The sequence below is a fragment of the Vibrio kasasachensis genome, assembly GCF_050337565.1.
Lineage (GTDB): Bacteria > Pseudomonadota > Gammaproteobacteria > Enterobacterales > Vibrionaceae > Vibrio > Vibrio kasasachensis.
Map to the genome: position 1 here is coordinate 348,369 of NZ_JAKJTB010000009.1, position 26,459 is coordinate 374,827.

20 protein-coding genes are annotated in these 26,459 nt (G+C 42.8%); 4 read left to right on the plus strand and 16 right to left on the minus strand.

The window, feature by feature from the left end; all coding sequences use genetic code 11:
- The first annotated feature begins 257 nt into the window (after nucleotides 1-257).
- Nucleotides 258-590, plus strand: a complete 333-nt coding sequence (locus L4C38_RS04410) for a PBPRA1643 family SWIM/SEC-C metal-binding motif protein (RefSeq protein WP_428796322.1) — start codon at nucleotides 258-260, stop codon at nucleotides 588-590.
- A 61-nt stretch (nucleotides 591-651) separates the two neighbouring features.
- On the opposite strand, the gene L4C38_RS04415 is transcribed toward L4C38_RS04410, so the two are convergent.
- Nucleotides 652-1,053 carry an NUDIX hydrolase gene (locus L4C38_RS04415; protein ID WP_428796323.1) on the minus strand — a complete coding sequence of 134 codons (402 nt, stop codon included), beginning with the start codon at nucleotides 1,051-1,053 and terminating at the stop codon, nucleotides 652-654.
- Between the two features lie 325 nt (nucleotides 1,054-1,378).
- Here L4C38_RS04415 and exaC point away from each other — a divergent pair, with 325 nt between their 5' ends.
- The 3 genes from exaC to L4C38_RS04430 all read left to right on the plus strand — a co-directional run bounded on the left by exaC (nucleotide 1,379) and on the right by L4C38_RS04430 (nucleotide 7,068).
- Complete coding sequence (gene exaC, locus L4C38_RS04420) at nucleotides 1,379-2,899, plus strand: acetaldehyde dehydrogenase ExaC (RefSeq protein WP_428796324.1); 1,521 nt, start codon at nucleotides 1,379-1,381, stop codon at nucleotides 2,897-2,899.
- Nucleotides 2,900-3,356: 457 nt separating this feature from the next.
- Nucleotides 3,357-4,505, plus strand: a complete 1,149-nt coding sequence (nosP, locus tag L4C38_RS04425; protein WP_428796325.1) for a nitric oxide-sensing protein NosP — start codon at nucleotides 3,357-3,359, stop codon at nucleotides 4,503-4,505.
- A complete protein-coding gene (locus L4C38_RS04430; RefSeq protein ID WP_428796326.1) occupies nucleotides 4,498-7,068 on the plus strand; it encodes a hybrid sensor histidine kinase/response regulator in 2,571 nt (856 codons plus the stop codon). The genes nosP and L4C38_RS04430 overlap by 8 nt, the downstream gene beginning before the upstream one ends.
- 300 nt (nucleotides 7,069-7,368) lie before the next feature.
- On the opposite strand, the gene L4C38_RS04435 is transcribed toward L4C38_RS04430, so the two are convergent.
- The 15 genes from L4C38_RS04435 to tssF all read right to left on the minus strand — a co-directional run bounded on the left by L4C38_RS04435 (nucleotide 7,369) and on the right by tssF (nucleotide 26,457).
- The gene (locus L4C38_RS04435) at nucleotides 7,369-8,025 is read right to left on the minus strand and encodes a response regulator (protein ID WP_428796327.1); all 657 of its coding nucleotides are present in this window, start codon (nucleotides 8,023-8,025) and stop codon (nucleotides 7,369-7,371) included.
- A gap of 136 nt (nucleotides 8,026-8,161) precedes the next feature.
- Nucleotides 8,162-8,491 (minus strand): DHCW motif cupin fold protein, encoded by a 330-nt coding sequence (locus L4C38_RS04440; RefSeq protein ID WP_428796328.1) that lies wholly within the window; start codon nucleotides 8,489-8,491, stop codon nucleotides 8,162-8,164.
- Nucleotides 8,492-8,517: 26 nt separating this feature from the next.
- Complete coding sequence (locus L4C38_RS04445) at nucleotides 8,518-8,805, minus strand: carboxymuconolactone decarboxylase family protein (protein ID WP_428796329.1); 288 nt, start codon at nucleotides 8,803-8,805, stop codon at nucleotides 8,518-8,520.
- Nucleotides 8,806-8,936: 131 nt separating this feature from the next.
- Nucleotides 8,937-9,440 carry a peptide deformylase gene (gene def / locus L4C38_RS04450; protein ID WP_428796330.1) on the minus strand — a complete coding sequence of 168 codons (504 nt, stop codon included), beginning with the start codon at nucleotides 9,438-9,440 and terminating at the stop codon, nucleotides 8,937-8,939.
- A 359-nt stretch (nucleotides 9,441-9,799) separates the two neighbouring features.
- Nucleotides 9,800-13,345 (minus strand): type VI secretion system membrane subunit TssM, encoded by a 3,546-nt coding sequence (gene tssM / locus L4C38_RS04455; RefSeq protein ID WP_428796331.1) that lies wholly within the window; start codon nucleotides 13,343-13,345, stop codon nucleotides 9,800-9,802.
- Between the two features lie 17 nt (nucleotides 13,346-13,362).
- Complete coding sequence (tssA, locus tag L4C38_RS04460; protein ID WP_428796428.1) at nucleotides 13,363-14,760, minus strand: type VI secretion system protein TssA; 1,398 nt, start codon at nucleotides 14,758-14,760, stop codon at nucleotides 13,363-13,365.
- A 9-nt stretch (nucleotides 14,761-14,769) separates the two neighbouring features.
- Nucleotides 14,770-15,429 (minus strand): type VI secretion system-associated protein VasI, encoded by a 660-nt coding sequence (vasI, locus tag L4C38_RS04465; RefSeq protein WP_428796332.1) that lies wholly within the window; start codon nucleotides 15,427-15,429, stop codon nucleotides 14,770-14,772.
- Complete coding sequence (locus tag L4C38_RS04470) at nucleotides 15,426-16,991, minus strand: sigma-54 interaction domain-containing protein (RefSeq protein WP_428796333.1); 1,566 nt, start codon at nucleotides 16,989-16,991, stop codon at nucleotides 15,426-15,428. The genes vasI and L4C38_RS04470 overlap by 4 nt, the downstream gene beginning before the upstream one ends.
- 2 nt (nucleotides 16,992-16,993) lie before the next feature.
- Nucleotides 16,994-19,612, minus strand: coding sequence for a type VI secretion system ATPase TssH (gene tssH, locus L4C38_RS04475; protein ID WP_428796334.1), 2,619 nt, complete (start codon nucleotides 19,610-19,612; stop codon nucleotides 16,994-16,996).
- A gap of 22 nt (nucleotides 19,613-19,634) precedes the next feature.
- Nucleotides 19,635-20,408, minus strand: a complete 774-nt coding sequence (gene icmH / locus L4C38_RS04480) for a type IVB secretion system protein IcmH/DotU (protein WP_428796335.1) — start codon at nucleotides 20,406-20,408, stop codon at nucleotides 19,635-19,637.
- 2 nt (nucleotides 20,409-20,410) lie between these two features.
- Complete coding sequence (gene tssK, locus L4C38_RS04485; RefSeq protein ID WP_428796336.1) at nucleotides 20,411-21,745, minus strand: type VI secretion system baseplate subunit TssK; 1,335 nt, start codon at nucleotides 21,743-21,745, stop codon at nucleotides 20,411-20,413.
- 4 nt (nucleotides 21,746-21,749) lie between these two features.
- The gene (gene tssJ / locus L4C38_RS04490) at nucleotides 21,750-22,229 is read right to left on the minus strand and encodes a type VI secretion system lipoprotein TssJ (RefSeq protein WP_428796337.1); all 480 of its coding nucleotides are present in this window, start codon (nucleotides 22,227-22,229) and stop codon (nucleotides 21,750-21,752) included.
- Nucleotides 22,230-22,231: 2 nt separating this feature from the next.
- Entirely contained in the window at nucleotides 22,232-23,704 is a 1,473-nt protein-coding gene (gene tagH, locus L4C38_RS04495; RefSeq protein ID WP_428796338.1) for a type VI secretion system-associated FHA domain protein TagH, read from the minus strand.
- A gap of 3 nt (nucleotides 23,705-23,707) precedes the next feature.
- Complete coding sequence (gene tssG, locus L4C38_RS04500) at nucleotides 23,708-24,724, minus strand: type VI secretion system baseplate subunit TssG (protein WP_428796339.1); 1,017 nt, start codon at nucleotides 24,722-24,724, stop codon at nucleotides 23,708-23,710.
- Nucleotides 24,688-26,457 (minus strand): type VI secretion system baseplate subunit TssF, encoded by a 1,770-nt coding sequence (gene tssF, locus L4C38_RS04505; protein ID WP_428796340.1) that lies wholly within the window; start codon nucleotides 26,455-26,457, stop codon nucleotides 24,688-24,690. The genes tssG and tssF overlap by 37 nt, the downstream gene beginning before the upstream one ends.
- Nucleotides 26,458-26,459: the final 2 nt, after the last annotated feature.

Consider the following 26,459-nt stretch of genomic DNA (forward strand, 5'->3'; position numbering starts at 1 on the left):
ACACGACCAAATTTGAATCAGTATTATCACGATCTAACTTGCGAATACAAAGAACGGAGGAAATGCCTAGTAGAATCACGCCCGCATATACAGCTAAAACACAATAGCTAATCAATTGATGGGAAGTAATATTTCGCTTGTAGTATTCATGCATGTGCATCAACAAAAGGTATACAGAATATCATTGCTTTATCATTTGGCGGATATCAGTATAATCCCCGCTCTATTTCGTCATATCAACCTAAAACGAGCACTCAATGTCGAAACTATTTTTTAAAGGTCGTATCGAGACCAGACAGAATCACGTATTGGCTGGCTTCAATGTAAACCGTGATGTTAAAGCGGGTACTGAAGAGTCACCAATCAAAGTTGTGGTTAATACTGAAGAACGAAAAGCAGAAATTGAAGCGCTTATTGCTGAGCAATCTATCTTTGCAGACATCATTGTAGATGCAACCAAGGAAGAAAATACCCTTGAGCTTGATACTATTCTTAATAAGCCAAAAACCGTGATTTTCGAAAAAACGCCTAACCGTAATGACCCATGTTCATGCGGAAGCGGCAAAAAATACAAGAAATGCTGCGCTTAGATAATCTAAGCCTTTCAATTACCCCGAATTAGCCGGGGTAATTAATTTCGCAATTGACCGATTAACTAATTCGAGTGTTCTCAACCAACCAATCAAGTGCTACCAAAGCTGCTAGTGAACACACCGACTTATCTTGAGCATCAATAAAGCGTAGCTCTTCTATTTCCGCATCCGCTTTGAGTTCACCTTCAAAATCTGCGAAATAGCAGGTTAGCTTGACTGAAACACCACTCGCCTTCCCATCAGCTGCCGCGACAAACGTCTCTGCATATTGGATAGTGTGAGCGACCAAATCAACAGACAGCTCTTCTTTGATTTCACGAATAAGAGCCTGCTCATCACTCTCACAAGCTTCACGCTTACCACCTGGTAAATAAAACAATTCCTTGCCTTTAGAGCGAACGACTAGAAATTTACCGTCACGAATCGTGATCCAAGCGAGTTTATCGATTACTTTGTCCATTTTTTGTTTCCAATGCTTTTACTTACTCTAAACCGTGAGTAACGGTTCCAGATATGGCTAAGAGAGCTAAATTATCTTAGCTCCCACGCAAACTTGGATTCTAACGGTCATCAGTAGTGATGTCGCGGAAAAACTTGCCCGGCTGAATTGTTAAGATCATCAAATCTCCTCCTAAAGTAGGATCTTTTTGGGCCCAATGGAGCATGTCGGCTATCTAATCGAAATACTAATATGAGTGCATCAAGGTGCTTTGGACATCCCAGAGCGGAAATCATCAGACCATGGAAAAAATTGAACTCTAAGGGTCTACATTTCGAGGTGACATATGATCTATGCATATCCGGGTAGCGATAACTCAATTGTGTCTTTTAAAGCGCAGTACGAAAATTTCATCGGCGGTAAATGGGTTGCTCCTGTAAAAGGGCAATACTTTGACAATACTACGCCAGTCACTGGCGAGTCGTTTTGTCGTATCCCACGTTCATGCGCACAAGATATTGAGTTAGCTTTAGATGCAGCTCACGCGGCTAAAGATGCATGGGGACGAACTTCTGTACAAGAGCGTTCAAATATTCTACTCAAAATTGCCGATCGTATTGACGCTAACTTAGAAACATTAGCCGTTGCCGAAACTTGGGATAATGGTAAAGCCGTACGTGAAACCCTTGCAGCAGATGTACCCCTAAGCTCAGACCATTTCCGTTATTTTGCAGGCTGTATTCGCTCTCAAGAAGGTAGCCTGTCAGAAATTGATAACGATACTGTTGCGTACCACTTCCATGAACCACTTGGCGTTGTAGGACAAATCATTCCTTGGAACTTCCCATTACTAATGGCGGCATGGAAACTTGCCCCTGCCCTTGCTGCCGGGAACTGTATTGTTCTTAAACCCGCAGAACAAACGCCTGCCAGTATCTTGGTATTGATGGAGCTAATTGAAGATCTTCTTCCTGCAGGCGTACTAAACATTGTGAACGGCTTTGGTAAAGAAGCGGGCGAAGCTTTAGCCACCAGCACACGTATCGCCAAAATTGCATTTACAGGCTCAACAGCAGTCGGGAGCCACATCATTAAGTGTGCCGCCGAAAACCTAATTCCTTCAACGGTAGAGCTAGGTGGTAAATCGCCAAACATCTATTTTAAAGACGTTACGCAACACGAAGATGACTACCTTGATAAATGTGCTGAAGGTTTTGTTCTTGGTTTCTTTAACCAAGGTGAAGTGTGTACCTGCCCTTCGCGTGCGCTCATCCAAGAAGATATCTTTGACCAATTCATGGAAAAAGTACTGCAAAAAACCAAAGACATTATTCGTGGCAATCCATTAGATACCACGACTATGGTGGGTGCTCAAACTTCACAAGAGCAGTACAACAAAATCATGGGGTATCTTGATATTGGTCGCCAAGAAGGTGCTAAAGTGCTCAGTGGGGGCGATTCAGAAACATTAGGAGATGCATTAAACAATGGCTTCTATGTTCAGCCAACGATCTTGCAAGGTGACAACTCTATGCGCATCTTCCAAGAAGAGATATTTGGCCCCGTCATTGCTGTAACCACATTTAAAGATGAAGCCGAAGCATTAGAGATTGCCAACGATTCTGCCTATGGTTTGGGTGCAGGTGTTTGGACTCGTGACACCAACCTGGCTTACCGTATGGGTCGTGGAATCCAAGCTGGTCGTATCTGGACTAACTGCTACCACCTCTATCCAGCACATGCAGCGTTTGGTGGGTATAAAAAATCTGGCATTGGACGCGAGACGCACAAAATGGCGTTAGATAATTATCAACAGACCAAGAACTTGCTTGTCAGCTACAGCACTAGCCCACTTGGTTTCTTCTAACCCTTAACTCTATCACTCCCAAATCAACTTGGTTTGGGAGTGATATTATTTTTACACCCCCACTGCATCGCTTAGCCATTGCAAATAGACTCCTCACTCCTATTCGAGAACTTAACGATTTATCTCATCCCCTGAGCAACACGCCACTAATTTACCGACAATTATTTATGAGCTTCGCCTACAGTCCTGTGAAAAAATTTAAATAAAACTAAGGCACTGCAAATTTTGGACACTTGACTGCAAATAAAGCCAAAAAATGAGCGACAATCAAGATTTAACGCTAACGTAACATATACGATACACATAGAGACATGATTTTAGCCTTAAATTCCACCAATTTGACCATCATCAAGGGTACGAAATCAGTCAAATGAAATCTCACATACGGAAATAGTGGATTTTAAAACAATTAAAAACTTTGACCAATAGAAAAAAACTGTCAGCAACAGGATAGAAAATGACGACTATAAAAACTAAACATGCGGTCAGTAAAGTACGAGATCCCCAACAGGCAAGCCTTGATATATATAAACAGTTAGATAACCCTCAAAACGGATTTGTACTGTTTTATTGCTCTGTTGTGTACCCACTCGATCAACTTGCCAATGCCATGAAAAACCAATTTACCAATATAGAACTGGCTGGCTGTACAACCGCAGGTGAGGTAACGAGTGATGGCTATGAGCAACACTCTCTCGTTGCTATTTGGTTCTCTCCTGACTATTTTTCCATTAGTTCAACCACTATTAATTCAATTGAATCATTTGATCTCATTGCTGCACAGACAAAAATTAATCAACTGGTTGAGAGATGCAGCTTTAAAGAACTAGCCGAAATTGAAGGCAATACCTTCATTCTTACCTTGATTGACGGGCTTTCAACCAAAGAAGAGCAGTTGCTCAGTATTCTAAACTCTGCGGCAAACGGAATTCCTCACTTTGGTGGTTCCGCCGGTGATGATGTTAACTTGGCAAATACTCACGTTTACCATCAAGACTCATTTATCGCCAACGCCGCCGTTGTCATCATGGTTAATACACGCTGCAAATTTGAAGTGTTCAATTGTAATCACATCTGCTCTTCAAAAGAGAAGTTAGTGGTCACCGAAGCTAATGCGCAAACCCGCACGGTTTATGAACTCAACTCCGAGCCAGCCGCATTAGAATACGCTCGAATCCTTGGTCTCGACATCAGCGAACTCAATCCAGAAATATTTTCACTGCATCCACTCGCGGTAAAAATAGGAGACAACTATTACGCTCGCTCCATCCAAAAGGTCAACAAAGAGGATTTCAGCCTGACCTTCTACTGCGCGGTAGATACAGGAATCATACTCAGCGCAGTCAAAATGGAGAGCATTATTGATTCGTTGTTAAACAAGCTAAAAAACCTAAAACAAAGGCTCCTCAAACCAGAGCGAGTACTCGCGTGTGATTGCTTCTTAAGACGGTTGGAAATTGAACAAATGGGTTTGATGAACGAGATCGCGGACCTTCAGAATCAGTATCGAATTTTTGGTTTTAATACCTACGGTGAACACATCAATGGTATGCACTTAAACCAAACTTTTACCGGTGTGTATATCTCTGGAGACTTGAATGAATGACCTGCATTTAAAGGAGGAAATCGAGAAGCTCAAATTGGAAAATAGTAAGTTGGTTAAAATTAACCAAGTACTAATGAAGCGTGTCGAAGATGGTGGAAGCGTTCAGAACATCCCATACGCAACGTTTGAGCATTCAGTACAGCTCGCTGAACAAGTTAAAGAAAAAACACAGAAACTCAACGAAACCCTCGCAAAGCTCGAACGCAGTAATCGCGCTCTGGTACAAGCCAACGAACAAGCCAATATATTTAAACAACGCTTTATCGATGCCATTGAAAGCATTTCTGACGCTTTCGTTTTACTCGACAGCGAAGGTCGAATTATTCTGCAAAATAGTCATTTCTTAAATTACTGGAAAAATGTCGGCATCAAAATTGAGGAAGGCACTAACCTCAACGACTTTAAAACACTCGCAAAAACACGCGGTATCATCTCTCAAGCGTACCCTGCTAATGCCGATCATAACGCGGTGTACAAGCTGTCCGATAACCGCTGGTTTCAGTTAAGTGAACACCGCACACGCGAAGGTGGCTGGGTCATGTTATATACCGACATAACGGCTTTGAAAGTAGCTGAAAGTGAACGCTACGAACAAGCGATGGCACAGAAATCTAAACTACTTCAAAATCTGGTTGATAACCTGTCGCAAGGCGTCATTCTGATCAGCAGCCATAATCAGATTGAGGTGTGGAATAAAAAGTTTGTCGAGCTCAGTAAACTATCCCCCCAAATGTTACGTGCTAAGCCCTACTTCTCAAATTTTCTTAACTTAACCGAGCTTGATCTTGAAGTTAAATCACACGGGGTTGACTGCTGTTACGTGCAAACATTATCAAATGGAACCGTACTTGAAATTAGAGATCACCGACTGAATAACGGCAAACTAATCAAAACCTTTACTGACATAACCACCTCTCACCGCTATGCAGAATCTTTGAAAAAGAGTGAAAGTTGGTTGAGGCTTATCACCGATAATGTACCCGCAATGATTGCGTATGTCGGTTCTGATCTAAAATTTCAGTTTACCAATAAAGTCTATGTCGATTGGTATGGCAGAAAACGAGGCGAGCTTTTTGGCGTTGATTTAGAAAAAAGTCGTGTTAACGGGGACTTTAGCCAACTGCAACCTTATGTCGCAAGAGCGCTCAAAGGAGAAAGTGTCAGTTTTGAAATAGAAGAAGTGAATCACTTCGGCGAGCCCGCCCATTTGCACAAATCTTATGTCCCTAATCGAGATAATAATGGCAATGTACTGGGGTTCTTTGTATTGGTGAGAGATATTACGACTCGTAGAAACCATGCCCTCGCACTGCAAAAGGCCAACGATTCACTTGAAATACGGGTCGATGAACGAACATCTCAATTACAAAGTCTAAATGATGTTTTACGTGTTGAGGTTGATGAGCGTCGTCGGGCTCAGCTTGAATTAACGACCGCTAAGAGCGAAGCAGAACAAGCTAACCTATCCAAAACCAAGTTTCTTGCCGCGGTAAGCCACGATCTACTGCAACCACTAAATGCGGCTCAACTGTTTACCAGCTCATTGGCTTGCCAATTAGTCAATGACAGTGATGCCTCTCTACTTGATTCTATTTCCAATTCATTGGATGATTTGGAAAACCTCATTGGCTCCTTAGTCGACATTTCAAAGCTTGATGCGGGTGTTGTTAAAGCTGATAAGAGCTCATTTAATGTCGGTGAACTATTAAGTAATCTCGTCAATGAATACCAACACGTATCACACCAGTACAATGTTCAGTTAAGACACGTACCCTTTAACTGTATAGTGCATTCAGATAGCGTGTTACTCGCTCGAATTCTAAGGAACTTTCTATCAAATGCCTTTCGTTACACAGATAAAGGCAAGGTACTGATAGGCTGCAGGCGTCAAGGTGATTCTATTTCTATTCAGGTTTGGGATACCGGCGCCGGCATTGCAGAGAATCAACTCAATGAGATATTTAAAGAGTTTAAGCGCTTAAAATCATCACAAAAAGTATTTAGCAACGGCCTTGGCTTGGGGTTAGCTATTGTCGATAAGCTTTCAAACGTTCTTGAGCACCCTATTCTAGTGCGCTCAGTCGAAGGTAAAGGCTCTGTTTTTTCCGTCAAGGTACCAAGTGGGACAATAGAGAAAGAACCGTTAAAACAAGATAACCTCAGCCGCGTCTTAGCCAATACCAATTTGGCTGGGCGACAAGTATGGCTGATTGATAATGATGCGAGTATTTGTGATGCCATGCGACAACTGCTATCAGGTTGGCAATGCAATGTCGTTACCGCCACCAGCCTAGAACAACTAAAACAAAAAGTGGATACAGAAAATGACCACGCTGATGTTCTAATTGTTGATTATCACTTGGATGATGACATTAATGGGCTTGATGTTACCGTCGATATAAATAAAGACCGAACCAGCCCGATTCCTACCTTAATGATCACAGCAAATTACAGCGAAGATTTAAAAGTGCAGGCCAAAAACATGGGCATTTTATTACTCAATAAGCCGGTAAAACCAATGAAATTGAAAACGTCGATTTTCTACTTACTAAAATCAGGATAAATCCTAGATCAGAAACATAGTTATACCCAAGTGACTTCAAGACGCAGGATTCAGAGCCTTGTCACTGGCTCCAGTTTAAGGAAAACAACGACGTGGAATAGCGATCTATTTCCTAGTTGTTTGACGAGAAAATGGTTCCAGTGACAGGCTCCCGAAGGGCGAGTTTGTTAGGTTTGCAGACTACGTTATCGATTCTTAATTTAGAGCGACTAGATTTGCAAATCGATGCCTTGCCTGCAAACCTAACAACTCTCGCTGAACTAAGCATCTTGAGGTTACTTGGGTATAGACTGATGCAAATTAACGCTTAAGGTATTGGTTAAAATCAATGCCACTGCAACCAAGTACTGCCTGCACTCGATTGGAGACACCCAACTTTTTCAATATTGACGAGACGTGTGATTTCACAGTTGTCTCAGAGACATTTAAGTTGTAAGCAATTTGTTTGTTGGCTTCGCCTTTAGTCATGCACTTCAACACCATCAATTGTCGCCTTGTTAGTGATGACAGCATCTCTGGAAGCAACGGGGATTCATGTCTGGAACTAGCGTTCGTTGGGGTACGAATAATATCTGAGGGCAAATAAACATTCCCCTCTAAAACGGTCGCTATTGCTTCTGAAATATCTTCTTTCGATGAAGATTTAGCGATAAAGCCAACCGCACCATAGGCGATGGTTTGGAGAATGATTTCTTTCTTATTCTCTGCTGAAACGACCACAACAGGCGTTGTGGGGCATTCATTAATAAGATCAAGTAACCCATCGAGCCCCGACATACCGGGCATGTTCAGATCAAGCATGATAAGATCAATGTCTTCATTGCCTTTGGCAAACGCTAGAGTAGTAGCAATATCTTCCGTTTCGTGACTTGTACTGTCGGGAAACCGACTCGCTAAAATATGTACAATTGCATCTCGAAATAGTGGATGATCGTCTGCTATCAATACCTTGTACATGACACAGTCTCGCTGTTAGTTGACCTACTACTCAGCTTAACCCATTGAGTTTTCGATACAAGCAAATGCCCTCATCCATTAGTCGTAAGAGTGTTCGATTTAGAGATCGTTAATGAAGGCGTAATCTCTCAACACGTCAATCAACAACGAATAGCTTTGCACCAAATTCTGTAGAAGAGCGATGAGCCTCGGCATTATCTGCAACCTGATAACTCATACCCGGTTTTAGAACATAAGTACGACCATCTTCTAGCTCTGTGGTCAATTCGCCAGAAATACAGAACAAGACGTGCCCTTTGTCACACCAATGGTCAGCGAGATAGTTAGGCGAATATTCCATCATTCGCACTCGAATCTTGCCAAACTGTTTCGTTCTCCAATAAGCCACACCAGTCTCACCCGTGTGCTCAGTAGCCTCGATTTCACTCCAATCAGTGATTCCAAAAGGTAGGTTATCAATATCCATTTTAGCAACTCCATACTTTAAAGTGGTTATTCAAAACTATCTAAGTCAATATTATACTTACGCAAAACCTCTTGCATTTGTAGCTTTTTTTGCCCAGCCGCAACAGCCATCACTTTAGCTGTCACGTCGGAAATTTCACCTCTCGTGATACCCACTTTCTTTGCTTCATTCAGGTAATATCGAGTACATGGTAAGCAGTTCATCGCCATTGCCGCCGATAAACCAACCAACAATTCCGTACGTCTATCCAAATGCTCATTGTCATGAGTAGAGCGATAAAAAGCCCCATACACTTCTTGATGCTTTCCAAGCATAAAACCTCCTTGTTATATACCTCAAATAATATGACTCCCCACTTAAGCTCATCGTTGACTCTAGTCAGGTGCCTTATTGGTCCTTAATTTCGCTGCGCAAACGCTTAATCCATTATTAGCTATAGGCGTAGTTAAGAGTTGTTCTTAAGATACTTTTTAACTTTCTTCATTGCCATCTGACGCTTTAAAGGAGACAAATAGTCGATGAATAAATTCCCGGACAAGTGATCGATTTCATGTTGCATCACAATAGCAAGGAACTCACCATTTTCTATTGTGATCGGGTGACCGTTGCGATCCAACGCAGAGACAACTACCGAAGTAAAACGCTCCACATCCGCATAGTAATCAGGTACAGATAAACACCCTTCCTGCCCTAGTGCTTTTTCACTACCGCTAACCACTACCGGATTAATAAGTATCAAGGGATCATTTCGTTCATCTGAAAGATCGATAACGACGATTGCCTCTTTACGACCAACCTGAGTTGAAGCTAATCCTATGCCGTTGTCTGTGTCATAGAGCGTATCCAACATATCGTTGATCAATGTTTGTACTGACTCAATGTCACTCACTGTCTCGCTCTTAACCTTAAGCCTTGGATCTGGTACCGTCAGAATTTCTAAAACTGCCATAACTCTATTTAATACTCATTAAGAATGATGTTGATTTCGCCGAGAAAGTGCCCAGTATTCATGCCATTGATTGATATGGCAAGTACGTCCAACGATAAATAGTAAAATTACACACCTCAACAATAAGCTGGTGTGCAAATTTTCATAGCTACTCTATGGGGAAATATAATATCAGCAGGAGGGATTTGAGGAGCGATGGTTATCGCTCCTTTATTAACCTTGATATACCCGTCATACTTGAAGCTGCAGCGGTGTTGGCTGTGTTCGTGCGCCCCAATCACATAGTTCACCTATGCTCAGGGGACTTTCTTACTTGCCGCCGACCTGCACCTTCAAGTTTCTTGGGTATACAACTAGTATCAATACAAGGTTTTAGATAATTTGAAAGACTTAAACAATCTTTCTGTGAACGGGTTAATGTCTGCTTCCGAATTAAGTCGATAAATCATCGCACCGCCATCAACTGAGAACTTAAAGTCCACAGAAGTAGCGCTCGCTCCAACTACGTCACCTTGCTCAAGCAAACGGAAAAACGCCCACGGTCCTCGTATATTTATACTTCGAGGTGACATGTTATTTTTCGAAGGCACTAACGTCACTTTGGAGACGGCAGACTCACGGAAAGTATTTGGCCAAATAAATTCAACACTGTCTCTCGGACCATGATTATAGGCGAGATATTGACCGTCCACATTCAATACACTACGACGCTTGTCGCTGCTTAAAAGCAATGGCTCAACTGAAAAACTAACATCCAAAACCCCTTTGCGGTTAAAGAATGCTTGCCTAATTTTATTCGCCTGCTCAAGCTGATTGATCACCTCTTTTCGCACTACACCTTGCGTGTAACCTTCATCATTTACAGCGACTTTTTCTTCAACAAACATTTTCAATTGAGTGTTATAGAAATTATCCAAGGTGCCATCTGGGGCAAAGAAGGCTTCAAAATCTTCAAACGAACTATCTTTCTTCGACGATGGATTAAATGGATAGCGACCCGCTAACTTTTGCTGGAACGTTTTATAGACATCATCATGCCAACGAACCTCCAAATGCCTAATCGCTTCTTGCTTAACCACATACCAACTTTCTTCGGCTAATTTTTCTAGCATGGTATCCAGTGGTTTTGGTAATCCCGATGCAATACGTTTAACTGTATAAATTGGGTCAGCATTAACTAGCTTGACGCGTGCTTTTGTTGCATCTAATGCCGCCATACCGACATCTGGCGATTCTTTGATAGATTTAACATAATTGTGCAACCCTTCCACAGCTAGCAGAACTTCATTAATGTACGCAGGCTTATCACCCACTTCTACAAGCATGCTGTTCAATTCAGTAAATGGGGCATCAATTTGTGCAGCGACGTTATATTTGGAATTTTTTAACAACTCTTCCTGTGCCACTTCATCGCTGGCAATACTGGCGTACATTTGTGTGTTGCTTTCTAGTACACGGAGTAAACGCTGAATAGGTTCAATACTACTGGTTAAATTTTCCAGAACAGACACCGCATCATTGATATCATGGAAATAGCGAATGTTTATCTCACTCAGTGCACTACTCCAAGTACTGGTATAATCCGCAACATACAGTTTGCGTACGTTTTCACGTAATGCCAGTTTATCCGCTTCGCTAAATTGCGCCGATTTCGATAGCCCCAGAACCCAACTATCAATCAATGCAAGTTCCGAAATAGATTCGGACTGAGGCATGAAATAGTCTTCAAAACCTTTTTTGGTTAACATTTGAGGAATATATATCGCGCTACTATTGACCGCTCGCTCTTCAAACACCACGTCAAAAACCGGACCAATAAGATTACGCAAATTAATGGATGGACCAAGAACAACTTGAGAGTTGAGCTTTAGATTGCGGTATACACGCTGGTCATTCGGTATCACACTCAGCTCTGCTTGAACTCTGCCTATTTCATAGTCATACGGCTTCATGACTTGCTCAGAATTTAGGTCGCCTTTCGCCCGTGATCCCGTCAAATCGGTATGCAACATGGCATAATCTAAGTGATCAATTAGCTCTTTTTGAATCTCTCTCTGACCAGCATATTCCCTCTGCCAATACTTGCCGAAGTAATCGAGTACATAATGTTTATAGCGACCACTATTATCAACCATCATCCGATAGACCCGCAAAACGGCTAACTTATCTTCATCTGTCCTTGCTTGCCTAAGCTGGACCACTAAATCAGCCATCAACATTGGCAGGAAACGGCTTTCGAGCAAGTTTAGATACGTCTCTTCGACCATTGGACCTATGGTATGACCTTGATATAAGCCAAAGTCAGAAATGTACTCAGGTTTATCGCGAAAGAAACCAAATTCTAAAGTCGCTTCACGTATTTTATTCAACGGCTCCAATACATCTTGCTGTGAAACCGTACTGATGTTGGGTACAAACTCATTTTTGTATTCGTTAACTTTAGTTAATACAGCATCGGAATGTTGTACATTGTCGAGATAGTAACGGTGCCACGTTCCAACCAGTAAAACCGTAGCAATTGAACACGCCATTACGGTTAGACCAATTACGCGGCGATTTTGTTTTGTCACGCGGACATTATCAGACGCCAGCCCAGCTTCGGGGTAAATAATATTATTGAAGAGTTTTTGCGTAAAATAGATGGTTGAATTTTTCGCTTGTTGCGCTTTATTAATGGCGTGATCTAACCCATAGCGGCGTGAAGCGGCATCATCAAATGCATTGGTTGGCACACCTTGCTGATACACCGAAGTGAAATAAACACCACGCACCAAAGCCGACGTCGAAAATTGGTCACTCGCTAAAGCTTCAGTTAAAAAATTCGTTAAAATATCTTTTAGACCCGAAACTTGTCGAGTAAAACTGTAAATCGCATTACGCTCTTCCAGAGACATCGGCGCCGAAACCGCATGAGGTAATACATCATTAACTCGTTCGATAAACTGACCATATTCTTGCGAGAATTCATTAAGCCAGCTATCTAATTCATCAACGGAATCAAGCGAGAAAGTAAAGCCCAACACCTCTTCACGTTGGCGACGTGTGTAATGCTTAAAGAACGGTTCAAACCCATGTAACAAGTCTAGTTTTGTCAATGTTACATAGACAGGTAAACGGGTCGATAAACTTTCCATCAACTCACGTAGACGCGCACGCAAAAGGTTTGCGTAAGCTTTGCGCTCAGTTGCGGTTCCTGTCGCAAGACGCGAAACATCCAAAGCCAAAACGATACCATTGAGCGGACGACGGTTGCGCGTTCTCCCTAACCAATTGACAAAGTGCAGCCATAAGCGGCGTTCCATTTCTCCACTATCTTCATTACTGTGATTACCCTGAGTAAGAAGCTCGCCATCCGGGTCGATCAGTACAGACTCATCACCAATCCACCAATCAAATGAATACGGGTTTTCACTTTTTTGTCCAGAAGCGCGCATAACCGATGAAAATACGTAGTTTTGTCCTGAGCGATTGATCAAACTCGTCTTGCCCGCATTTTCTAGACCAAGAACTAAGTACCACGGCAAAGCATAAAGATAGTCATGCTGGTTTATATTCTCTTTCATCGCCACCATGACACGATTCAGCTCAATTTCTTGTCGCTGTTCATACGCTTTTATTGGGTCTTCTCGTAACTGTTGTTCATGTTGTTGATTTTCTCTAAGCCCCAACAGTTTTCGCCATTGCAATACCCCCCATAGGGCAAGCATTGATAAGCTAAATAAGCTGCTTACTACCGCTCGTTCAATGATTGAATCTAAAGGTGTATCACCTGCAATTTCTAGCCAAGGACCAGCCCACCAAATTGCCACGTTCACTAACAGAAATAAGCTAATTAGTAAAATAGGCATCGCCGAGATGAAGTTTGGTTTTAACTTCCGCACGATCCTAAAAATGTAATTCCACATGGATTTTTATCCTTCGTTTACTGTGACGTTGTGTATTGTTCTAATTGCTCGACCAATGAGGGCTCCCAATCAATTACACTCATGGTAGTAATTTGAGAATGCAGCGTTTGGTACTGCTCTTTCGCCATTGCATCTAAACTATTAGCGTTCAACAAGTCTGCGGATAACAACCGCCAATAAAACTTGTCTCTAGGTTCATTTGCCTCTAGTAAGCCATCATTGAGCATGGATAACGCCACCGCTATTCCTCCCTCTTTTGCGAGGATAGCTGCTTCTTCACCCTTCTCTTGCCAAGTACCACCCAATGAATTTGAGCCGCCCGCATTTTTATAGCTTAAAAGCCATTGCTTCACTGCCTCGCTGATAAAAGGTTCACCCCCTTTAAATTTGAGGTCGAGTAACATCGGCATACGCGCCAAAAATTGCTCACTTTCACTTAAGATCGCATCACACCACGACTCCTTTCCAAGGCTTTGTGCGATTTGGTAACTCATCATTTGACCTTCAAACCAAAACGGAGCCATCGTTAGACTCTGTTCTACCTTCTGCCATAAGACTAAATCCGGGCTACGCATATGATCTTGATACTCTTTGACTCGCTCTTGCATCATTCCACGTAGTTGTGTTTCCCCGCTCGCTGCATGTTCTGGCAAAGAAGTAATGCTAGACCAGACAGCATAACGCCGTACCCTTATCGCGAGGTCCGTTCCAAACTCTTGTTGCGATAGAAAATCAGCGACTTTGAGTATTGATTGCTTTGTCGCCTTATCACTCGAGCTGTCAATTGAGACGGCACTCTTAACTGTAGATATTTGCTCTACGACTGAGGTCTCTTCTTCGTGAGTGTCGACATTTTCTCGTTCCGTTGCTCGCTGCTGCTGGCTACCAATTTTTGTAACCAAGCTTTCTACACCGTCGGAAGATACGCCTTGTTTGATGGTGGTTTTTAGCCACGCTTCTGTTGCAAGGGTTAAATCATTACGTTCCTGATGACTAAATTGACTGAAGTCTAGCTTGCCGATAGCCAAAGAAAATCGCTGTACGATCTGGCCAAAAAATTTACCACGAGTAACACGTCCTTTCTCTCCTGGTACGGGAAAGCAACCATCCCAGTACAAATTCATAAAATGAGTTACTAACTCTATTGAAGTAATAAACCGGACAGGTGTTGCGTCGTTGTGCAAACATTGCAACAAATAGATAAGCAACTTGAGATCTTTACTCTTCTCACCCAGCAGCTTTAGCGTACTTTGCTCGACTTTTTCCCATTGCACACTCGTGTGTGATAATGAACCGACCTTCATCATTTGATCTTCGATGAAATCATATAACGGCTCGTCGACTAGGCGCTTTCCTACAGGATTGTCTGCCTGAATCGGCTGAGTTACATAACGGCAATAATTATTTAGTTTCACTGTCACTAGTTACCACCCACAACGCATTTGTAACGCAGTTTGTAATGTCGAAAGGTTACTGGCATCAAACCAAAGTCCATCAACTAAAGGGGAATTTGAACGTAGAACTAAACGGTTTTGCTTTGCCATTGCTTTCATCATTGCGATTGCCGGCATACCCCTTCCCGATGAAAACAACAGACCTAGGTCGTCACTTCTCCATGATTGAGCAGGCATACCAACAATCGATATTTGCACTTTAGGGTCATCTATCGCGCTCGGAAACGCCAACTCAACTCGGCTCAAATTATCAATACAGCTCAGTAGCAACACCGGTTTGGTATTTCCTGCAAAACCCGTATTTTTATTTAGAGCCATTAACGTAACCCAAGCATTACCTTTGTCACTGTTACCTTGCGTAGTTAGATGACTCACGTCCCCTGTTTGATATTGGTTTAAACTATCAAACGCTCGTTGCCATGAAATCGGCACATCAGAGTGCGGTAATGGGTTAGATAGCACGTTCGCCGGTGTATTAAATAGTGCATCAAAACAACTTAACCTATCCAAGCGCGATGTTATCTCGGTGCACTGCTGGGCACGCTCAAATGCTTCATCAGAAGCTTGCGCGACTGACAAGCCCATGCTCAAGCATAGCCCGACAGAAAGACTGAAGTTTATTTTCATCATGGTGTTTTACTTTCCAACTTTTGGCACTTGTAGGCCAAGGTACGCTTAGGTATACCAAGACTTTCGGCAGCTTTTGCTCTATCACCAGAAAAGTATTGAAGACGTTCGCGAATAATATGTATTTCAAATTCATTGACTGCCAACTTCAAGTCATCAATTAATTCAAAGTTTAAACTAAGCCCTGATTTGTGCTCTTCACTCCCGTTCAGATCTGTTGCTGATTTCGCAACGAAATCCATACCAGATAAACGATGTTCAAAGCAGTGTTCTTCAACTTGGGTTGCATCGGCAGTTTGCGCGCAAGCAAATTCGATCAGGTGTTTTAACTCGCGCACATTGCCTGGAAAATCATACCGCTGAAGGCAATCGATTGCTTTGTAATCTAAACCGCGAATACTGGTTTGATGTTGCTGGTTAAAAGAGTCAACAAAGTGCTGGCTAAGCATTTCAATATCTTCAATTTTTTCTGCAAGGGTTGGCAATGTAATTGGATATTGCAGCAATCTGTAATACAAATCTTGGCGAAATACTTTGTTTTTTACTTGTGCCAGCAGGTTCACGTGTGTCGCCGAAACTAAACGAAAATCCGATGTAAGCTCATCTTTACCACCTAAAGGTCTAAACACTCGGGATTCAAGCACACGTAGTAACTTGGCTTGCAAGTTAAGGGGCATGTCTCCAATCTCATCCAAAAACAGCGTTCCACCGTCAGCTTGCGCTATTAAACCTTTCTTTTCTTTGTCTGCTCCAGAAAAAGCGCCTTTGCTGTAACCAAATAGCTCACTTTCAAGCAGGCTTTCTGGAATCGCAGCACAGTTGATCGCAACAAAGGGGGCATCTTTTCTCGGTGAAAGTTGGTGTACTGCTTGCGCGACCAACTCTTTACCTGTACCTGTCTCTCCTTGAATCATCACTGACAACTTTGAAGGAGCGGCATTAATGATCTGCTCGCGTAATTTATCCATAGCGCTACTATTGCCAATCAAGGTTCTAGATAGCTGAGCGATGGTGGTTGAACGTACTTTGTCACGTTCAACATCAGACAGTGATTCAGACAACACCTGACGATTCTGATTTTCACGCTCTATTTCGTTTAACAGTGACCATTGATGAGTAAACACACCTAAGAACTTCACAAATTCCAGCTGCTCGAATAGATTTTCGACAACGCTATGCTCACCAATCAACAGCAGCACAGATTCAACTTGCTTATCTCCCAACGGTAAAGGATGTATCATCACGGAGTCCAATAGACCGACATTGCGTGTAAGTTCATTAAAACAACGATTTAGACGCCAGAACACCAGTTCGTCTGAGTTCAAACACATCGCTTTTGCCGATTGCAATACATGCGCAAAAGGACAATCAAAATCAGTAACAGACCAGCTTAGTTCGAGAGCACTATCCTGCGGCAACAGCATACGACCATCAGAACTAGGAATAAGTAGCATGCACTTATCAAGCCTTAGCTCTTGGCGCAAGATGTCCACAAACATGGTAGCCAATTGACTCGGTTTTCTCGCGACAACCAGTTCAGTTGCGTAAGCTAACCACTGATTCATGTTCACTCAACCTCTCCGATGAACTCGCCGTCCTCAGCCGCTAAATAGATGCGGTTGACTGGCTTACGGTCAGCCAATTTGTTTAATAACGACAATGAAATCGGCGGTAGTAGTTGCCCTTCAATGATCGCTTCGAGCATACGCGCACCATTTTCAGAGCGTGTCGCTCGATTTAAAATTTCAGCGATCAAACTGTCTTCAATGACAACTTCGGCGGCATATCGCTGTATAAATAGTTGTTCAAGGCTAGCCAGTTTTCCTCGCACTATCTGCTCAAGTACTTCTTTCATAAGCGGCAGATAGAAAACCGTTTCCATTCGCGCAAGCAACGCTGGTTTGAAGAATGCGGCCAACTCCGAGTAAAGGCGCTCATCCAGAAGGCTTGGTTGATCAGCATGATCAACTATCGTTTGATAGCCCAAATTCGATGTGAGGAAGAAAACAATATTCTGACAATCTATCAAACGCCCTTCACCATCACACAGCTCCCCTTTATCAAACGCTTGATAGAAAATATTGAGTACTTCAGGGTGAGCTTTTTCCACTTCATCGAGCAACACTACCGAATAAGGCATCTTGCGGATCGCTTCCGTCAAAACTCCCCCTTCGCCGTAACCGACATAACCTGGAGGCGAGCCGATTAGGCGTGATACGGTATGTTTTTCTTGATATTCCGACATGTTGATTGTGGTTAAAAACTGCTTGCCACCGTATAAATGCTGAGCTAACTGCACCACCGTTTCTGTTTTACCAACCCCACTTGGACCAACGAGTAAAAAAGCACCTTTAGGACGCCCAGAGCGGCGTAAGTCAGCGCGGGCAGTCAATAAATGGCGATGTATACGTTCAATCGCAGCATCTTGACCTTTAATTGATTCCGCTAGAATTGATGATAAATGAGTTATTTTATGTAGCTCATCACTATTCATCTGATCAACGGGGACTCCTGTCCAATCAGCAATTACTTCTGCTATCTGTTTCGAGTCAACCTGTGGGTGCATTAAATGCTCATTTTGCGGAATACTGTCCAACACTTGATAGCGTTCTTGAAGCCTAGCAACCAGATCCTCACGATCAGATGATGAACCTTCTTCTGTAGAGTCACGAACAGCCAAAAGCTGTTCACGCAGTTCAATTATATTTTCAATAATTCCTTTTTGTTCTTGCCATTGCAGGGTTAATTCAGTTTTCTCTAATTCATCAGCGTGCTCTTCACTGCATAACCTATCCAAGCGACTTGTATCAACGTCTTGTCCTAAGTATTGAGCTCGCTCTAGTATGTCAATTTCAAGTTGACGTTGGTAGCAAGTCGTTTCTAATTGCGCCAAACGCTTGGGTGGTGTCGTAATATTAATTGCGATACGAGCACATGCGGTATCAAGGACATCTATCGCTTTATCCGGGAGTTGGCGACCTGAGATATAGCGGGCTGAAAGTTCAGCGGCGGCTTTCAGAGCATCGTCTGTGATCAATACATTATGTGCTTTTTCATACACACGATTTAGGCCACGCAGAATATCGACCGCTTGAGAGATCGTGGGTTCTTCCAATTTGACCAGTTGGAATCGACGAGTCAGTGCCGGGTCTTTTTCAAAGTACTTTTTGTATTCTTTCCATGTGGTCGCAGCCACCGTGCTCAGCTCACCACGTGCGAGCGCTGGTTTGAGTAGGTTAGCCGCATCACTTCCCCCCTCTTGGTTACCAGAACCAATCAAAGTGTGCGCTTCATCGATAAACAAAATAATCGGCTTAGGTGAGGCTTTTATTTCATCGATGACACCCTTAAGGCGTTTTTCAAACTCACCTTTTACTGATGCGCCAGCCTGTAATCGACCAAGATCAAGTGAACACAATTCAACATTTTGTAATTGTACAGGTACGTTCCCCGCTACAACACGCAATGCAAGCCCTTCGATCATCGCACTTTTACCAACACCTGCGTCCCCCACGACGATAGGGTTGTTTTTTCGACGACGACATAAAATATCTATCATCAAGTTTAGTTCGCTTTCCCTGCATAACACAGGGTCTAACTCACCATTACGTGCTTGTTCGGTAACGTTAGTGCAAAACTTAAATAATGACGAAGAAGCTGAATCGCCAACAAGATTTGTTTGGTCAGATGAAGCCGACGACTTATCACTCACAGTTTCAGAGGAGTCTTGCAATAAACCATCAAAATCCTTTTTCAAACTTTCTTTATTAATGTGTTGGAATTGATTAATTAAGTTCAACGACAAATAACGATCTTCGCGTACCAGCGCCGCTAAAAATATCGCCCCAGATCTAAGCTGATTTTGATTGAGTTCTGTGGTTGAAAGTAACCATGCTTCTTGAAGCAACTCCACTAGCAGCGGTGAAAATACCGGATAGGTATCTAATGTTTGCTCACGCGTATAGTCCGCACTGATTGCTTGCTTGATCGTCTCCACATCAAGATTAGCTTGCTTACAAATAATACGTATATCTGACAGTGGATTTTCAAGTAGCACTTGCAACAAATGCTCATAGGTCACTTCTGAGTGTTGGCGCTCAATGCACAATGACGCAGCTTGCTCCAGAGCGAGCTTACTCTGTTCATTAAGTTTCGAAATTAACTTGGGTAATTCAATACGGATCACTACGTTCACCTAGCCTGTATAATTAGAGTATTTGATTTAACTGATTTAATACGTCAATCGATTTGCCGTTAAGTGCGTTGGAATAACTAAAAAACACCACCAACCAGATCACCAAGAAGCCGAGTAAAACAGACCAAATGGGCAATTGGCGCCTTAAGTTATATGTCGACTTAACTACCTGATCTGTCGCGGATGTTAACTCTTTTGGCTCATGTTCATTTAGGGTGGCAATGGTACTATGCAAACGAGCAATCACTTTTTGACGCTCGTTATGCCCACCTTCCATTACTCGATATTTACCTTCAAAACCCAACACCAAGCATTGATAGATAAATTCCAATAGTGAGCGATAACGTTGAGGTTCATTTTCTAGGCGATTTAAAATCGTAAATACCTTTTCACCACCCCACGTTTCGTTATGAAAGCGTGACAACATCGAATATTCGGCCCATACACTTGATGACCCCCAATCGGTTCCCATAACTGCTTCATCAAGAAAAGCGCATAAAACATAGCGATAAGCCATTAAGATGGCGTGTTCAAAACCTTGTTCAGTCAGCTCAATTTCAATTGCTTTAATTTCTTCAACGGCTTGTTTGTAGATTTGTTCGATATTGTCACATTCGGATAAATTTCTGACGCGTAGCGACAAACCAAACAATGGGGTTGCCGCATCAATCAAGTTATTGCTGTTATCACCACGCAATTGAAACCAGTAATCTTGGTCACGATTGATTTGCTCAACGTTGTCAAAAAGCAAACTGCTGTACTGTGTGTTCTTTTTATCGATGTCCATCATCAACTCCTAATTGCCCAGAACTGAAGGTCGAGATCCTCGAATGCCCCTGCTACATGAAAAGCAAACCCACTTGATTGAGATAACATCGACCATGCTGCGCTCGTTTTATCCAATTGGTAGTACGCATAACCTGCGTGATAAGGCAGTTGTCTTGGCGCCACAGGCAAAGGCGTAATCGGAATACCCGGCAATTGCAAAGAGATCAATTCGCGAATTTTTTCCACTGAAGACACCTTAGTTTGCTGGGTGAAAAGACTGCGTAATTCATCAAGTGGTAAGCGCGCTTTCACCGCAATGATAAACTCAGCACTCTCAATCAATTGAGGGTCTTGAATTGGTGCGACCATCAAGCCATATTTACGTTTATCTAACTGAATCGAGACGGCTCTCGGCTCTAACACGATACTCAAGCTTTGTCTTAAGCTTCGAATCAAAGGTCCAAAGGAACTATTCGGCATATCATGGTTATAGCTTGGAATGCTCGGCGGCATCCGGCTTTCATCGGTAAACGTAGCGAGTTCGCCACACACACTCGAAAGGCATTCAAATAATCGTTCTGGATGCAGACTGCGTAATTGTGCAAGATGCTGAACTTGCGGTTGCAAGCGGTTCAAAGCCTGTAACAACATAAAATCCGACACGTCAGCTACCGCTCCTTGAGAGGGTGAACTGATACGCTGTGAGATATTTTTTGCGCGTTCCCGCATTAGCCCCGATATTTCGTTAACGAAACGGTGCAATGCGGCATTGCTCGCGACATTGAGATGACAAGGAATAAAGTCCGGGTCTAGAACGACGCTCCCATCAGGGCGTTTCTCCAAGATTCGTGCAATAGCAATTGAGGCGAATGCGCTCCTGTCTTCATGCTCAAGCATTAGCTGGATTCGCACTGGCGATACATCTAACGTAGTGATATCGCCACTAACCGTATGTACATCACGCACTTCAATACGGCTGCTTGTATAACGCCCCGTCCCGCGATCTTCTGGCCAGTTTATTTCCATCAAAGATCCACTCCTCAAAGGAACAGCTAGGTAAACTAACTGGTTCGCAAGTGAAGAGTCTTCAATCTCTAATGCATCGGGCAAAGTATCTTCCTGCGGGATACGAAACACCGTACCATCAGGCATAATACCAACTCCCCGTTCGATAGAAATACGACCAAACGAAAGATACTCAGGATTGAGTATTAGCTCAGAAACACCGTATAAGTAGCGGCTAACCGAAGAGACCCGTTCATCGATAATATGTTCAAAGTAACGTTGTTGCTGCTGGAAGTGCTGCGGTTTAATGAATAAACCTTCATTCCAAATTACACGATTTCGCGTAAACATCTTGTTATTCCACCCTTTCCAGCTTTACATCGTAATCTTTGAAATACATCAAAAGATGGTATTCCCGACCCGTCTTGAGTACTTTTACTGCCTTTTTCCACTCACTCAGTTCTGGTTCGGAAAAATGCGCCATAACACCGATAAAATTGGTGTCTTCATCTATCTCAAACGCATCAACAAATTTAAACTGACCCGGTGTAAGGACATAATCGTAATTATCGACAAAATTACTACGTAACGTACCTTCGTAGTCTTCTTTCATCTGGTCATAGTCGGCTGACATAAACATCGAGTCATCCTCCAACTCAAATACTTGAAGCTCTATCGGTGTTGCTTCTCCCCAGATGTTTGGGTTTGTGCCTTCATCACTGACTAAACTGAAAGTAACTTTAGTCGGCAGTTTTTCTGGCTCATACTTCTCTGACGAACTACATGCAGTTAACACCGTTAGTAGTATCAGCAGGACAAAAGACCGTTTGTTCACTGTTATAACTCCAACTGTTTTTCACGAATTTTCTTGTCGTAGGATTGTTCAAAAATTTCCCAAAACAACTTCTCAAAACCTTTTTGACGATCAGAGGTTAACTCTTGGTAGTAATGACAATACATCTCCCACGCCCATGACTCTGACGATTGATGCTGCGCATCACTATTACGTTTGTAATGTTGGAATCGACGCAGTAACACTTGGGGTGAGAAAGCATGGAGGATCTGTTGCAACGCTTCCGCAGTTGCGTGTTGCATTGCGACGTTATGATCGCGAATGCTCTTTAAACTTTCGGAAATGGCAGCAGGTGCTGACAGATGCACCAAACTTTTGTCAGCATCGTACAATGTACGAATAGTCTCTTCATAAGAGAGTCCTAAACGGAGTGGATTGTCTTCGATAGGTTGTAGATTACGATTCATCATTCCGAAACGTCCCTCAACCACTTGTTGATTTAGCTCGAGCAAACCTTGAACGCATGCTTGCAACGATTGTCCGAGTTCTTCAGACAACATGTGCATCTTATCCATGTCATGAGTATTGCCTACATCCACACCTAACCCAGTGAGCATAGGGCCCGTAAGTAGATGATTTGCATTCGTTAACGATCGATCTTGTATGTCATGATGAGACTGGTAACTTTTAGCTACTTCTTCCTCTAGTAGATCCAATGCCTTGTCGTTCATCCCTAAGCCCTCTGGTGCGTTATAAGTGCTGTTGCTAATATTCAAATGAGTCGCCTGTTGCGTTTCATGATGGCGCTCAACTGACGTTTTTGGTTTTGAGTCTTTATCTTTTCGACCAAAACCGAGAATTTTTTTTAAGCGAATTGATGCGCTCATTTCATACTCATTATCCGCTTGAGGCGTAAATTGTGGCTGCCCACTTTGCGTCTCGCATTTGGGTATAATGGTTTGATTTTTATGAGGCTGAATTGGTTGCGTTTCTTCTATCAATGACTGTTCTTTTTTTGTATCGTGCAACAAGCTATCCAGCGCAGTAATTGGATCAATTGGACTAACTGTTTCCACTTGAACTTCGCGTTCTGATGCATCGAAATCACCATCACTGAGCAAGTCTAGGCCTTCGTTCTCAAACAGTTGTTCAATCGAATTGTTAGCCAATGCGGAATCCTCACCTACCTGAGAAAACATAACTCGAACAAGATAAGGACCAATCACAATCTCATTGTTGTGCTCAAGTTTGGCCGAAGCCCCTTTTCCTAGAGGCATATGCGATCCATTCACATAGGTGCCACCGGATAGGTCCTCAATACAGAACGCACCATCAATAACACTGACCTTGCAATGTTGATGTTGAATCTGCCCCTTGGTATCTCGTAAGTACCAATGTGCGTTGTCAGAGCAACCAATTACACCGCCGGCTATATCGAAAGCACACTGAGCCGATAAACCTGATTCAAGCAGGTGGGCATTACTCACTAACATTGAAATTGTTTGATTTTTTTGCATATCCTATTGCCTCACCTGGATGCGTACATTTTTGTCAGATAGATCTTGACCTAGGAATGATGTCCAACCCAATGTCACTCCGTTATCTCGCGATAGATTCATCATAGGCACCTCACTTTCATGCATAGTGAGTTCTAAGTCGTAGGCCATTTGTTCTCTCATGATGAACTCAACCAACTTACAAAATGGTTGGTATTCTTTACCTGATGGCAAGAAATCAGCGAACCTTTCACGAGTTAACCCTTTGATGCAAATATTGAACTTTCCATTGCAATCCATTACAGAGTCACCAAGAATGGTGTTTTGTCCCAACTCACCATTCTGCTTTCCCAAGCAAAACTGTTGAGATGGATTTATCTCAACTTTTCTTCTCACCCACTGCGAAATACTGACATCTTGCAGATCAAAACAATGCGCTATAATTCCCGAGACAACTTGTGGTGATCGACTACGCCCTGCCAACATCCCCGAGTAAGCAAGCATCTTGCACCAGTTGATCGGCGTTTCGCCTCTGAGATCTGCATCTCCCAGCCCGACTAAAGCAAAAAGCTGATTTGATAACTGGTCTTGTGCCCCTTCTTGGAAGCGCACGTAATAACGATATTTTCGCCAAACGCGATACACTAAGTTAATCAATCGATTGTTAAAAAAATCGAGAAATGGTCGCTTAAACCCACCTCGATCTTCTTCTACTAATTGCTGTAAAATAAAGCCAGGCAATGGAGACTGAGCGCCCGTTAAACCGAAAAAATTGGTATGTAAGACAAGCCTCTCATCGTCTAATTTATTTAAATCGATTACATCCGAAGGAGCGAAACCTAGACTGGGATTCGCGCTAAATACCAATCGGCATTCACGTTCCCAATCTTCTGATTCAGGATTAAACGCATTCAGTTTTTGTAGCAATTCAACCAACTGATAAAAATTGTAGGTGCGTACATCACTTGGTAAGTCCATCAGAGATTCCTGCATCGCAGAAATTTCTAAATCAACGGCTGCATTCCAGACTGTGTTCCCCATCGGTACTTCTCTTGATTGGACGTATTAATAACTATCAACTCGTGAAATGAATTGATGCTGGCATAAAGTGCAAAAAAATGGCTCAGTACGGTACCAAACAGGTACAGTTCGCCTTCAGAACCGAAGCCGCTTTGCTCAATATAGATCGTGGATTGAAGTCCTCTTACTGGTAAGCCACGGAGTATTTTATCGACGGGCTGTGACTCTATTTTTTGGATACCTTCAAGGCGTAAGCGTGCTACACGTTCCGCTTGACGATCGACAAGAGCTCGAAAGTCATAAGCGCGCAATACGCTGCTCAAAGCATCTTTTGAAAGCAAAGAGAGATAGTTAAGTGATAAATTTGAAATCAACATCCACAATAAGCTGCCATCTAACATGGGGCGAAGAGATTGAGACGGAACGGTTATGTTGCTAAACGTTGCAAATGGGGGCGAACTGTCTGTCGGTTCACAAATATCCCCAACTCCTAACTCCAAAGGTAATAGCCGGTTAGTACACGTCAGTTTTAGAGATACCGCTTCATCTACATGAGTTGATTGGGTTTCGTCACCGCGGATGAATGAGATAAAATTATCGAAGCCGTCTCCGCGGATACTATCTTTAACGCGTGTTCGGTAATAAAGCGCCTCTCGATTACGGACTCGTTCAACTTCATGTTGAAAGCTTTCAAACGCGGTATAAACACGTTTTTCGCCACGGATTCTTTGGCTTGCTTGTGTTTTATCTTGCCAGCCAAACACGCCATCAACACTAAATACTTCATAGTGAGATGGGTAACGGCTAGAAGGCACAATACGATATTCTGAACGTTTACCAGATAGATCGATTGGATCTGCATCATGCTCAAACAAATTGATCACAGGCGTACAGTACAACTGAAAATTATCCTTTCGCACTCGAACATCGGTTGGCAACGTCTTAGAAAAACTGATTTTCAGTTTGAGCTCGCTTAGCTCTGACTTAGGTAGCACGCTCGCAAAATGGGCAATATCAAAAAAGTGAAACGCATCAGGAAACGATAGATACTCTTGTAGAATTCGATAACCTTCATAAACATTTTCTGGATATGGTAGCAATGACTGCTCACTATCAAACCCTACAGTTTTTACTGTGTTTCTCGGCAGAATAAACTCCGTTCCCGCCACTTCAACACTTACTTTATCGAGATAGTGATTGAGCCATAGATACAGCATTTGCGAACTATACTTATCTCCACCCAAGTAAAAACGAAGCTCATCAAGTTGTGCATCCATTATGCTGTTCTCGCCAAGCATATTGAGTGTAATGTCGATTACCGAGGCCTCTCGAGTATGGTGGGCACCGACATCACTGCACGTGACTGGGTAAATATTGACATCGCGGCACGTTCTAAAATGGCACTTGGTACCAAACACTGGCTTGCTATCAAGCTGAGTCGCTCGAGCTATCTTCTGTTTACCACTGACACTTTTATCTGGAGTAAACGCCACTATGCTCATGCTGGGAACAGGACGAAGATAATTTGGCCACAACATGTTGATAATAGAATGCGTCAACTCAGGGAACTCATCTTCAACTTTTTCACGTAAACGTGCCGTTAGAAAAGCAAAGCCTTCTAACAAACGTTCTACATCAGGATCCGTGGTCCTTCCATGTAAGAAGCGAGAAAGTTGAGGATGAATTTCAGTGAACTGCTTTCCCTGTTCCTTAAGGAAAGCAAGCTCTTCTCTAAAGTACTTATCTTGGCTCATAA